Raw genomic sequence first — 10,393 nt, 5'->3', positions numbered from 1 at the left:
GCGGTGCGTTGTCAACCCCTTAGCCGGGCGTTAGGCTTATCAGAGGAACATGTTAACGAAATGGATGATGAATTAGCCAAAGTATTGGGATATGAAAGTGCTGAACACTATAGACGTGAAACCGATGAAAATGAGCGAGTTTTTAACAAATCAAAAGAGTTATACAATAAACCGCCGGAAGAATGGCCAGTAATTAAATTTAACTGGGACTACCGGTTGGAATCTCAAAAGTTTTGCTTTGACGGTGTAACGCAAGCTGATTTTGAAAATATGTTCCCTGAAGGACTTGTTCTCGGTCACATGCCCTTATTGGAGTTTGATAAACATTTGTGTCATTACAGTCGACGAGATGGCGATGAGTTATGGGAACTCGGTTGCCAATCGAAACTAGCAGAGATGATAGTGTATTTATCTGAGGGCAACCCCATTACTCCACCAATAATTAAACCTGTCGAGAATAACGAAGTTATTTTTCAAGGTGGGCATCACCGCTACGCTGTTGCTAAAGCTATAGGAACCGAAGAAATTTCGATTTATGCGTATCCAGAGCATGTTACAGCGCTTAATAAGTTTATGGGTATACGTTGGGCATAGGCCTAACAAACGCTTCAAGAGGGACAGCCAACGCGTGGCATTTTTAGCATGCGGTGAGTTTTGTGGTTAAGTTGGTGTGCGGTAACTTTTGCAGTGCATTGCTCACCCCTTAGCCGGGCGTTAGTTTTTTCAGGTCAAATCAATACAAACGTAGTTGGTCGATAAAATGAAAAATAAAAATGGTTATGTAAGTGTTAGTGGCTCCGAGATTTATTACGAGCTTTCAGGTAATCATGACGGCAAGCCATTATTGATGCTTCATGGCAGTCTTGGTTCGTTGAATGAGTTAAGTTCAATTCATAAATATGTTGCTGCTGACTATCAATTGATAAGTATAGATTTCCGTGGTCACGGAAAGTCCCTTTTAGGCAATCGTCCACTTAATTACATGCAATATCAACAAGACGTTCAGCATGTTCTTAGCTATTTGGGTATTGAGAAATATTCGATTTTTGGTTTTAGTGACGGTGGTATCGTAGGTTATCGTTTAGCAATACAAGAACCGGAGAGAGTATCTTGTTTGGTGACACTGGGTTCGCAGTGGCGATTAGAGGCAGATGATCCATCAGTTGAATTACTAAGTGGTTTGACGGCTGAATTTTGGGCATCAAGGTTTGCCGATGATGTTGCTTTATATGAGGCGTCAAATCCTAAACCGGATTTCCCTAAACTCGTAGACGCTGCAAAAACAGTCTGGCTTGATACAACAGAATCTGGTTATCCACATAAATTAGTTGAAAAAATTAGTTGCCCGACATTAGTAATGCGAGGTGATAATGACTTCTTGTTTTCATTGGATGAGGCAGTGGCTTTAAAGTCGAAAATTGCAGGTTGTAGTTTTGCCAATATCCCATTGACAGGACATTCGTCGCATCAAGAATCACCGGAATTGGTGGGTGAAATGTTAGAGCAGTTCTTGTTGCAACACAAAAACTAACAAACGGCTCAAGAGGGATTGCCAACGCGTGGCGGCTTTAGTTCAAAATTGAAGTTCAGTGTTTACAGTGTGTTTTTTGAGTTCGGCGGTGCGTTGTCAACCCCTTAGCCGGGCGTTAGGCAATTGCACATTTAATATTGAGGCAAAATGATTAATAAAGTGATCGATAAACTTGCTTGGGTTTTGATTCAAGATGGCAAGCTTTTAGCAGTAAGGTCTAAAGGAAAGGCGCTGTTCTACCTTCCTGGAGGTAAGCGTGAAGCCGGTGAAAATGATGAGGAAGCATTAATCCGTGAAATCAAAGAAGAGCTCTCAGTAGATCTTTCACCTACGAGCCTCAAATATATGGAAACATTCACAGCACAGGCAGATGGTAAGGCCGAGGGTGTTTCAGTAAAGCTGACCTGCTACTTTGCGGATTTTTCTGGTGAATTGCTTCCAGCGGCAGAAATCGAAGAACTTAAGTTCATTGATGGTAATGATGAAGCGGCTTGTTCAGTTGCAGCTTTGGTGGCGCTTCAATGGCTAGAGTCCAAGTCATTGGTGAATGGAAAAATTGCCTAACAAACGGCTCAAGAGGGATTGTCAACGCGTGGCGGCTTTAGTACAAAATTGAAGTTCAGTGTTTACAGTGTGTTTTTTAAGTTCGGCGGTGCGTTGTCAACCCCTTAGCTGGGCGTTATGAGTAATTTAAGGAAGTGACAGACAGATGGAACGGAAAAGGCGAGTTGAGTGGTTAAAGATTCGAAAAAAAGGCTTTTTCAGGCACTTTTTAGGATATGGCTTAGGGTTTTGTATTCCAGTCATTTTCGGTAGTGCATTTGTTCGAAACGATTTTTATCTAGATTTATCTCCAATTGTGTCGTACCGAGTTTATTTAATGACGTTATTTGGAGCTGTGTTTTTTGCTGGTTGGGACTGGTTTTTCAAAAGTAGAGAGTACAAAAAATACAAAGAAAATCTATCGCGGAAAAATTACTCATAACAAACGGCTCAAGAGGGATTGCCAACGCGTGGCGGCTTTAGTACAAAATTGAAGTTCAGCCGTTTACAGTGTGTTTTTTAAGTTCGGTGGTGCGTTGTCAACCCCTTAGCCGGGCGTTATGTGCCAGAGGAGTTTCAATGTTCAATTTTCGTGAAGGTTCGGGCTGGAATTTAGAAGTAGAAATTCGATGCCTAATTATTTTTAAAATGCTAGAAGAGTCAGGTAATCCCAAAGGGCTGAAAACTGACTTGTGTGAGGCTTTAGCTGTTTCGTCAGGTATCAGTGTTGGGTCCATTAAAGCAAAGGTCGGTAACTATAAGTCTGAGTTTGGTTTAACAGGCGAAACAAATGCTTCTGAAGCAACTAAGTATCTAGCGTCTTCATTTGGGGATCTGACGGTAAAAGAGCTCGATATTTTACTAAATGGATATCTATTAGGTAAAGTTGAAGTAAGCACATAACAAGGCGTTTAAACGGAACAAAATCAGTGGTTTATGATTGTTCTTTATTCCCTTGGCTTGTGAGTTTCGTGCTCGTCGGCAAATTGGCTTCAGCGGGCGCTGTTTTCTGGACATCCATTCTTGGGCGCTAAAAATTCTGAGAGTTGCCTCAGTCAATTTTCGGGCAAGCACGAGATTAGGCCAGTTGGCTCCATCAGCTACTTGATCTTAGGTTTTTTCGTTTTAGCTGCCAAAGTTCAAAGTCTGATTTTCAAAATCATGAGTCATTTCAGTTTTTTGGTTTTTGGGTTTTGTTTGTGCATCAATGCTGAGTTAATCTTGGTTTAGGTAAAACGTAAGTCATTGAAGCTTAAGCATAACAAACGCTTCAAGAGGGACAGCCAACGCGTGGCATTTTTATAATGCGTTGGTTTTTGTGGTTACGTTGTTATGCGGAAAGTTGGTCGTGGCGTTGGCTGCCCCTTAAGCGGGCGTTATAAGCTTTGGAGGCTTTAGTGATTACAATTCGAGAAATGGATATTTCCGATTACGATTCAGTGATTGATCTGTGGTGCCAGACGAAAAGCTTGTCATTAAGAGATGCTGATTCTAAACAAAGCATTGAAAGTTACCTTAACCGAAACTCTGGGCTAAGTTTTGTTGCGTTAAGCGGCAATAAAATTATTGGTGCGGTACTCGTTGGGACCGATGGTCGCAGAGGGTATCTGCAACATTTGGCTGTTTCATCAGAATTTCGAGGCCAAAAAATAGGTAAAGCTTTGGTTGAAAAATCAGTTGATGCTTTGACTTCGATTGGTGTTTCAAAGACGCATTTATTTGTTTATAGCAATAATGTTAACGCGCAAAATTTTTACGAAAAATTAGGCTGGTTTCCAAGGGATGAAATACGCATGTATTCGTTTAATAACTCAAGTAATCCAAACGTTTAGTGGCAGCTTATAACAAACGGTTCAAGAGGGACTGCCAACGCGTGGCGGTTTTTGTTCAAATCAGTATTTGTGATTACGGTTGTTATTTTAGGTTCAGTGTTTTGCGTTGTCAGCCCCTTAACCGGGCGTTATATTTTTTTAAGTTCAGCAATCAAAAGGATTCATGATGAACGTGGATAAAGCGAAAAAACGTATATTGAAACGAGTACAAAGAGGTTTCAAAGGTTATCCGCAAATATCATTAGAGTATTTCGGTAAAACGACGGATTTAGCGACCGAAGTCGTTATCACCTTTTTACCTGAGGAGAATGCCGAGCCTCAAATACAACGCTTTACAAGTGACAAAGATGCCCGCGAAGACGAAGCGATTCAATCTGTATTGTTAAAAATCATTGAGCGTGCGGAAGCTGCTACAGTTTTGGAAAAGCACGAAATATCAGTTTGTTAATGGTTTTTCTGCAATCCTAAACAGTCGGTCACGTTAGCGTAGAGAATAAAAATATAACAAACGGCTCAAGAGGGATTGCCAACGCGTGGCGACTTTAGTGCAAAATTGAAGTTCAGTGTTTATGGTGTGTTTTTTAAGTTCGGCGGTGCGTTGTCAACCCCTTAGCCGGGCGTTATGTTTAATCACAAAAAATCAGTGGGTTATGGTTCTTCTTTGCTCCCTTGGCTTGTGAGTTTTGTGTTTCTCGGCAAGTTGGCTTCAGTGGGCGCTGTTTTCCGGACAATTATTCTTTGGTGCTGGAAATTCAGAGAATTGCCTCATTCAATTTTCGAGTAAGCGCGAGGTTAGGGCGGTTGGCGTAATCAGAAATCAGTTTTGAGTTTCTAGTTTTCTAAGCTTGAAATGTTAAAAGCCCAAGTCTGCTTTTCAAAAGTTATGAGTCAATTCAGTTTTTTAGGTTTTGCCTTTTGTTTGTGAGTCAATGCTGAAGTAATCTCGGTTTTGGTAAAACGTAAGTCATTGAAGCTTAAACATAACAAACGGTTCAAGAGGGACAGCCAACGTGTGGCATTTTTATCATGCGTTGGTTTTTGTGGTTACGGTGTTATGCGTTAAGTTGTCAGTGGCGTTGGCTGCCCCTTAACCGGGCGTTATGTGTCACTGAGGTTCATCAGAACAAATCACTATGAGAGCCAATTCTAGCTAATTGGAGTTGACCATCAAAAATGCGATAAATGAGCACTAGATCTGGTTTAACGTGACAGTCTCGGAATCCAACCCATCCGCTAGTTAAAGGATGATCAACATTTTTAGGATCGAGTTTTTCGCCTCTTTGCAGCTTTGATATGACGTTGCCGACTTCAATGATATCCGAAATCGGCATTTTGGTGATTTTTTTAAAGTCTTTTTTGAATTGTGTTGAGTATTCTAAACTATACATTCTTAACTTTGCCTTCAGTTAGCTCAGTAAGCATAGCGCCAACAGATTCGGCTTTATGTCCATGACCTTGAACGAGTTCATTCATTGCAGAAATCGTTGTTTCATTTGGTTGAGGTACACGTAAGTCAAATGGAATACCACCATGATTAATCACGGCTTTTGCAAAAATTTTAATAGCTTGTGATGTACTAAGACCCATTTCGTCACAGATGCTAGTAAAAGCAACTTTGGTATCATGGTCTATGCGAGTACTTAGCATTTCTGTTCTCATAAGAGCACCTTTGGTTGTACAATGTATTACATAGTTAAACGTCAGTATAATGGCACATAACAAACGCTTCAAGAGGGACAGCCAACGCGTGGCATTTTTACTATGCGTTGGTTTGTGTGGTTACGGTGTTATGCGGAAACTTGGTAGTAGCGTTGTCTGCCCCTTAAGCGGGCGTTAGCAGTATGAATGGAATCATATGAACGGAATAATTTACTTTCTACATGGAGAAACCACTGGGTTGGTTAAAATTGGCTGGACTAGAAGGTCATTAGTGAGGCGCGTCAATCAACTGCAAACAGGTTCACCTGACAGACTAAGGTTATTGGGTTTCATGCGGGGTTCTAAAGCTTGCGAAAAGCAACTTCACATCAAATTCGAACCGAATCATAAACATCTTGAGTGGTTTGAGCTAACAGATGATATTTCTGAGTTAATTGAAGCTGAATGTTTGCTCTTTGGGTCTGGGTTGTTGGTGCTAGATCGAGAGTCTACAGACAGCCTAACTTCTCCCTTATCGCTGATTGCTAAGCAGTTACTCGATGGTGAGCTGGATAAAACAGAGTTTAACAAACTCGGATTCGATAGATATCTAGCTAATCAATTGTAGTGGGCATCATACAGCTAACAAGCAATTTAAGAGGGATTCTCAACGCTTGGCATTTTTGCTTCTACTTCAAATTTAGTGTTATGGCACAATGCTTTAGGTTTGGATGGCTGCGTTGTTCACCCCTTAATTGGGCGTTATGCAACTCAGGTTAATTTAGGGGCTCAATCTTTTGGGATTTCTCCGGCTATTCGTTTTGTGTTGTCGGCAAATGAACTTTTTCACCCTCAGATTCGTGGTTAACTCAAACCGTAAAACAGGCAAGTTTCTTTGTTTGCCTCAACGAGTTTTGGTGCTGGTTTGTTGTGAATTTAGCGGGCGCAAAGTGTGGAAAGGGCAAGTTAATCGAGCATTTCGCATTTTCTGAAAGTCTTGCTTGTTGAGTTTTCCTGATTCAAAAGCTTGGTTTGTTGTTGAAAGGTGAACTTTGTTTTGGCGGCTTATTTATCGCAGTTCTTGCTTGGGTTGATTCTTGAATCACTCAGCCATTGCAATTGTGGTTTTTGGTCGTGTAAAGTCGATTTATCTCATTGAATTTGCATAACAAACGGCTCAAGAGGGATTGCCAACGCGTGGCGACTTTAGTGCAAAATTGCAGTTCAGTGTTTACAGTGTGTTTTTTGAATTCGGTGGTGCGTTGCCAACCCCTTAGCCGGGCGTTAGCCGTCATTAAACTTGCCATCTTCAAAGTGATAGAATAGTATCACTTTAGTGGTCTGTTTTTGGAGTAAGTCTAATGAAAGTTGAATTGGTAACATCACTTAAGCGACAAGCAACTAAGATCCTTGCTGATCTCCATGATACCAAAGAGCCTGTATTAATCACTGAACATGGTAAACCATCGGCTTATCTTATTGATGTTGATGATTATGAGTTTCTGCAAAATCGATTAGCGATTCTTGAAGGTATTGCTCGTGGTGAGCGAGCGATTACCGACGGTAGAATAATTTCTCATCATGAAGCCAAGGGCAAAATGTTAAAATGGCTGAAATAATTTGGACTGAACCAGCGTTATCAGATCTTAACGATATCGCTGAATATATAGCACTTGAAAATGTTGTGTCTGCAAAACAACTAGTCCAAACGATTTTCTCTAAAGTTGAACGTTTGGAAGCCTTTCCTGATTCAGGCCGTATCCCACTAGAACTCGAACATTTAAGTTACAGGGAAGTTGTTATTAATCCGTGTCGTGTTTTTTATAAGCAAAATGACGGCAAGGTTTATATTTTATTTGTTATGCGAGCAGAAAGAGATCTTCGTAAATTTTTGTTGAGTAGACAATAGTTACGCGAATAAACGGCTAACAAACGCTTTAAGAGGGACAGCCAACGCGCGGCATTTTTACTATGCGTTGGATTTTAGTGGTTAAGGTGTTATGCGGAAACTTAGTAGTAGCGTTGTCAGCCCCTTAACCGGGCGTTAGTTTACCAATCAAAATTGCACCCTAACTCAATACGCTAGGGTGTGATAATTATCGCAGATGGTTTTGTGGCAATTGCGATTGTCCAAGGACTGCAACGACCAAAATAAAACTGTCTTCCTTGGTAAAGTAAGCCGTATGCTTGCCTATAGGGAAGTCAAAACCATTTTGATATAAATCGTTGCAGCTTCTGCCTACAGCGGGGTTGTCAGCGAGCATCTGAAACCCAGTAAGAAGAGTGTCTTTGTATGCGTTCCACTGCATCTCGGAAAAGTTTGTAACGGTATAATTTTTGATTTTATGTAAATGAGCCTGTGCTAATTTACTTAGTTTATATTTACTCTTGTGCATACTTTACTTACAACGCGTTTAGGAAGTTTTCACCGTCAACTATATTGCCTTGGGCTAAGTCTGCTTTTGCGGACTCAAAACAATGTTTTATGTAATCGGCTTTCATGACTTCAAGTTCTTCATAGTCTCTAATCGACATCACAACAACGGCATCTTTATTGTTTTTACTAATTTTAACTGGCTCACGTTGAGCGTTTAGAAGCAGTTAACCGAAATTACGTTTGGCATCATTTGCTGTTAATGTGTACATGGTTAAGCTCCAAGTCTGTAAGTGCAGTAATATTATAGGGTATCGAGCCAAATGTGCAATTTAATTAAATCGTGCGATTGGTGTAAAAAGTAAACTAACAAAACATTTAAGATGGATTCGCAACGCTTGGCGGTTTTAGTGTAAATTCAGTTTTTCCGTTTTAAGTGGTTTGTCGCGGCATAGGTGTTTAGCGTTGCTCACCACTTAACGCGGCGTTAGCTGAGGTTAAGAAAAACTATAAAATTAAGCGCTTATTTTTCTTAGTCTGAGGCTCTAGCTTTACATCTGAAAGTCAGCACTTTTCCTCGTATCTCTCCAGTGGCACTGTTCGTGAAGTGTTTGAACTAACCGAAGTCTGTTTACGGGAAGTGGTGTGTTTGTTTATTTCTTTGGTATGGCTTCTTTGGTTTTGAAATTTTGTCGCGCTTAAATGGATTTCGCGCACTTGGTTGTTGGCTTCTTCGAAAGAATTCTTTGTAAATTTAAGTCCTAGAGGCTCGTCAGTTTTGCTGTTATTTCTTCTTTGCCAAGTGCGTTTCGTGGATTAGGTTTTAGTTTCTCAGTTGTCCGTTTTACTTTGCCGTTTGAAAATAATAATGTGTTTTAAATTAGGCCGTTGGGTAGCAAATCTCCGGCTGAAGTGCAGCAGCTAACAAACGGCTCAAGAGGGATTGTCAACGCGTGGCGGCTTTAGTGCAAAATTGAAGTTCAGTGTTTACGGTGTGTTTTTTGAGTCTGGCTATGCGTTGTCAACCCCTTAGCCGGGCGTTATGTGATCTTGTAAATTCAGCTACATAAAGGAGAATTTAGTGGCTAATTCAGTGATAATTCAGCAATTAGATAATCAATTGAAAGTAAATTCAGATGCTTATGATTTAAGTCGAATTGTTGGTGTTGAAGTGAAAGTTTTGACGTTCAAAGACTATCTTATGAGAATGTTTCTGTTGGGTGCAATTTCATCGAGTTTACTTTTTATCTTTATCCCATCAGAGCATCAGGAATATGGATTAGCGTATGCATCCTTTTTGCCATTGGTAGCATTTGTATTCGGTGCATTTTTGGGTTTTGTTAGCAGTAATAAGTATGAATTTCGTTTAGAGTTTAATCACTTAGATGAAACTGGGGTTCAATGGTTTACAGCGGCGAAGAGTAGAAAATCTAGTGATTACGTTTTGTTCAAAGAGCAAGAAATGGAGTTAAAACGAAAAATCACATAACAAACGGCTCAAGAGGGATTGCCAACGCGTGGCGGCTTTAGTGCAAAATTGAAGTTCAGCGTTTACAGTGTGTTTTTTGAGTTCGGCGGTGCGTTGTCAACCCCTTAGCCGGGCGTTATAAGCATCTTTACTCTTGCGAAACTTGGTAAACTAGTTTACTGTTTTTCAATTGAGATTAGACAGAGATGTAGAAAACTGGAAGGAATGGGATCAAGAAGTTAAGGCTTCTAAAATTAGTTCTGAATTTCAGGAGGGGTGTAGCGGTTTTTTAACTCCATCGAAAGGACCTACTGCTAAAATTAAAATAGTGAAAGTTTGCCAAGATGTATCATTTACGGTTGTAAGTAAACTACCTTTTTGTTGTATGTGCTTTGAACATGAGTTAATAGATGAAGGGAACTTAACTAGAGTTATTCATAGAGTTTCATTTAGTGGGAAACTTAGATTTTTATTTGGTTTTTTAATCGGTAATCAAATTAAAAAAGGATTGCCTCAAACTCTACAAGGTTTAAAAAATAGAGTTGAAAATAATCATGTTTAAGAATGCGGAACCATCTCAAAGTATAGGCCTTCAGTTTTGGTCTGTTTATTCAAAGTGGCAGTTAAGAGTTATTTCTTGTTTAAAGCCATTAAATATTACGCATACACAGTTTGTGGTTTTAACTGCCATTTTATGGCTTGAAGATCAGCATCAAATAGTAACTCAAGCAAGTGTGGTTGCTATTACAGGTATTGATAAAATGACATTGTCTAAATCTTTAAAAAACTTGGTTTTTCAAGGCTTTGTCGTTAAGAGTAAGAATGAGAGTGATAGTCGTAGTCTTATTCTTCGTTTATCTGATGATGGTGAGTTGTTAACGAAAAAAGCACTTTTTCTTATTGAAAAGTTAGATGAAGAGTTTTTCGGGATTATTGGACAGAAGAAAGAAAATGATTTTCGTGAATTGCTTCTTGAATATAAAAAATGCTCTTAGTATCAAGTTTGA

General features: G+C 39.8%; 16 protein-coding genes. 12 read left to right on the top strand and 4 right to left on the bottom strand.

The window, feature by feature from the left end:
* The 6 genes from AACT42_RS23635 to AACT42_RS23610 all read left to right on the top strand — a co-directional run.
* A partial coding sequence (locus tag AACT42_RS23635; RefSeq protein ID WP_254918693.1) for a hypothetical protein occupies positions 1-594 on the top strand: 594 nt, incomplete at its 5' end.
* A 166-nt stretch (positions 595-760) separates the two neighbouring features.
* Positions 761-1,531, top strand: coding sequence for an alpha/beta fold hydrolase (locus tag AACT42_RS23630; protein WP_094167987.1), 771 nt, complete (start codon positions 761-763; stop codon positions 1,529-1,531).
* A gap of 150 nt (positions 1,532-1,681) precedes the next feature.
* Complete coding sequence (locus AACT42_RS23625) at positions 1,682-2,095, top strand: NUDIX hydrolase (RefSeq protein WP_055064865.1); 414 nt, start codon at positions 1,682-1,684, stop codon at positions 2,093-2,095.
* 558 nt (positions 2,096-2,653) lie between these two features.
* Complete coding sequence (locus AACT42_RS23620) at positions 2,654-2,977, top strand: hypothetical protein (protein WP_094168021.1); 324 nt, start codon at positions 2,654-2,656, stop codon at positions 2,975-2,977.
* A 512-nt stretch (positions 2,978-3,489) separates the two neighbouring features.
* The gene (locus AACT42_RS23615; protein ID WP_094168019.1) at positions 3,490-3,906 is read left to right on the top strand and encodes a GNAT family N-acetyltransferase; all 417 of its coding nucleotides are present in this window, start codon (positions 3,490-3,492) and stop codon (positions 3,904-3,906) included.
* A 166-nt stretch (positions 3,907-4,072) separates the two neighbouring features.
* Positions 4,073-4,354: a hypothetical protein gene (locus AACT42_RS23610; RefSeq protein ID WP_176429094.1), complete on the top strand. Its 282-nt coding sequence runs from the start codon at positions 4,073-4,075 to the stop codon at positions 4,352-4,354.
* 670 nt (positions 4,355-5,024) lie between these two features.
* Here AACT42_RS23610 and AACT42_RS23605 read toward each other — a convergent pair.
* Positions 5,025-5,294, bottom strand: coding sequence for a type II toxin-antitoxin system YafQ family toxin (locus AACT42_RS23605; RefSeq protein ID WP_094164942.1), 270 nt, complete (start codon positions 5,292-5,294; stop codon positions 5,025-5,027).
* Positions 5,287-5,565 carry a type II toxin-antitoxin system RelB/DinJ family antitoxin gene (locus AACT42_RS23600; RefSeq protein ID WP_019283191.1) on the bottom strand — a complete coding sequence of 93 codons (279 nt, stop codon included), beginning with the start codon at positions 5,563-5,565 and terminating at the stop codon, positions 5,287-5,289. The genes AACT42_RS23605 and AACT42_RS23600 overlap by 8 nt, the downstream gene beginning before the upstream one ends.
* A gap of 196 nt (positions 5,566-5,761) precedes the next feature.
* On the opposite strand from AACT42_RS23600, the gene AACT42_RS23595 reads away from it, so the two are divergent.
* From AACT42_RS23595 to AACT42_RS23585, 3 genes are all read left to right on the top strand, one after another.
* The gene (locus AACT42_RS23595) at positions 5,762-6,172 is read left to right on the top strand and encodes a GIY-YIG nuclease family protein (RefSeq protein ID WP_094168016.1); all 411 of its coding nucleotides are present in this window, start codon (positions 5,762-5,764) and stop codon (positions 6,170-6,172) included.
* 733 nt (positions 6,173-6,905) lie between these two features.
* Entirely contained in the window at positions 6,906-7,163 is a 258-nt protein-coding gene (locus AACT42_RS23590; RefSeq protein ID WP_094133223.1) for a type II toxin-antitoxin system Phd/YefM family antitoxin, read from the top strand.
* Positions 7,151-7,453 carry a type II toxin-antitoxin system RelE/ParE family toxin gene (locus tag AACT42_RS23585; protein WP_094133222.1) on the top strand — a complete coding sequence of 101 codons (303 nt, stop codon included), beginning with the start codon at positions 7,151-7,153 and terminating at the stop codon, positions 7,451-7,453. Before AACT42_RS23590 ends, AACT42_RS23585 begins: the two co-directional genes overlap by 13 nt.
* Positions 7,454-7,640: 187 nt before the next feature.
* Here the strand turns inward: AACT42_RS23585 and AACT42_RS23580 are convergent, their stop codons facing one another.
* Positions 7,641-7,940: a type II toxin-antitoxin system RelE/ParE family toxin gene (locus AACT42_RS23580; RefSeq protein ID WP_094183055.1), complete on the bottom strand. Its 300-nt coding sequence runs from the start codon at positions 7,938-7,940 to the stop codon at positions 7,641-7,643.
* Positions 7,941-7,947: 7 nt separating this feature from the next.
* Complete coding sequence (locus AACT42_RS23575; RefSeq protein WP_254918694.1) at positions 7,948-8,145, bottom strand: type II toxin-antitoxin system prevent-host-death family antitoxin; 198 nt, start codon at positions 8,143-8,145, stop codon at positions 7,948-7,950.
* A gap of 854 nt (positions 8,146-8,999) precedes the next feature.
* Here AACT42_RS23575 and AACT42_RS23570 point away from each other — a divergent pair.
* The 3 genes from AACT42_RS23570 (at position 9,000) to AACT42_RS23560 (ending at position 10,381) form a co-directional block, all read left to right on the top strand.
* Entirely contained in the window at positions 9,000-9,407 is a 408-nt protein-coding gene (locus AACT42_RS23570; RefSeq protein ID WP_170899857.1) for a hypothetical protein, read from the top strand.
* A gap of 169 nt (positions 9,408-9,576) precedes the next feature.
* Complete coding sequence (locus tag AACT42_RS23565) at positions 9,577-9,948, top strand: hypothetical protein (protein ID WP_094183054.1); 372 nt, start codon at positions 9,577-9,579, stop codon at positions 9,946-9,948.
* Positions 9,941-10,381 carry a MarR family winged helix-turn-helix transcriptional regulator gene (locus AACT42_RS23560; protein ID WP_094183053.1) on the top strand — a complete coding sequence of 147 codons (441 nt, stop codon included), beginning with the start codon at positions 9,941-9,943 and terminating at the stop codon, positions 10,379-10,381. The genes AACT42_RS23565 and AACT42_RS23560 overlap by 8 nt, the downstream gene beginning before the upstream one ends.
* Positions 10,382-10,393: the final 12 nt, after the last annotated feature.

The organism is Vibrio sp. V15_P4S5T153 (assembly GCF_963874485.1).
Lineage (GTDB): Bacteria > Pseudomonadota > Gammaproteobacteria > Enterobacterales > Vibrionaceae > Vibrio > Vibrio anguillarum.
The sequence above is the reverse complement of the archived record's forward strand: the minus strand, read 5'-3'. Positions and strand labels throughout refer to the sequence as shown.

Excerpts from the sequence above, each read along its gene's own strand:
- AACT42_RS23600 (WP_019283191.1), bottom strand. The coding sequence starts at position 5,565 with ATGAGAACAGAAATGCTAAGTACTCGCATAGACCATGATACCAAAGTT.
- AACT42_RS23585 (WP_094133222.1), top strand. The coding sequence starts at position 7,151 with ATGGCTGAAATAATTTGGACTGAACCAGCGTTATCAGATCTTAACGAT.
- AACT42_RS23615 (WP_094168019.1), top strand. The coding sequence starts at position 3,490 with ATGGATATTTCCGATTACGATTCAGTGATTGATCTGTGGTGCCAGACG.
- AACT42_RS23610 (WP_176429094.1), top strand. The coding sequence starts at position 4,073 with ATGAACGTGGATAAAGCGAAAAAACGTATATTGAAACGAGTACAAAGA.
- AACT42_RS23630 (WP_094167987.1), top strand. The coding sequence starts at position 761 with ATGAAAAATAAAAATGGTTATGTAAGTGTTAGTGGCTCCGAGATTTAT.
- AACT42_RS23595 (WP_094168016.1), top strand. The coding sequence starts at position 5,762 with ATGAACGGAATAATTTACTTTCTACATGGAGAAACCACTGGGTTGGTT.
- AACT42_RS23590 (WP_094133223.1), top strand. The coding sequence starts at position 6,906 with ATGAAAGTTGAATTGGTAACATCACTTAAGCGACAAGCAACTAAGATC.
- AACT42_RS23580 (WP_094183055.1), bottom strand. The coding sequence starts at position 7,940 with ATGCACAAGAGTAAATATAAACTAAGTAAATTAGCACAGGCTCATTTA.
- AACT42_RS23560 (WP_094183053.1), top strand. The coding sequence starts at position 9,941 with ATGTTTAAGAATGCGGAACCATCTCAAAGTATAGGCCTTCAGTTTTGG.
- AACT42_RS23620 (WP_094168021.1), top strand. The coding sequence starts at position 2,654 with ATGTTCAATTTTCGTGAAGGTTCGGGCTGGAATTTAGAAGTAGAAATT.
- AACT42_RS23605 (WP_094164942.1), bottom strand. The coding sequence starts at position 5,294 with ATGTATAGTTTAGAATACTCAACACAATTCAAAAAAGACTTTAAAAAA.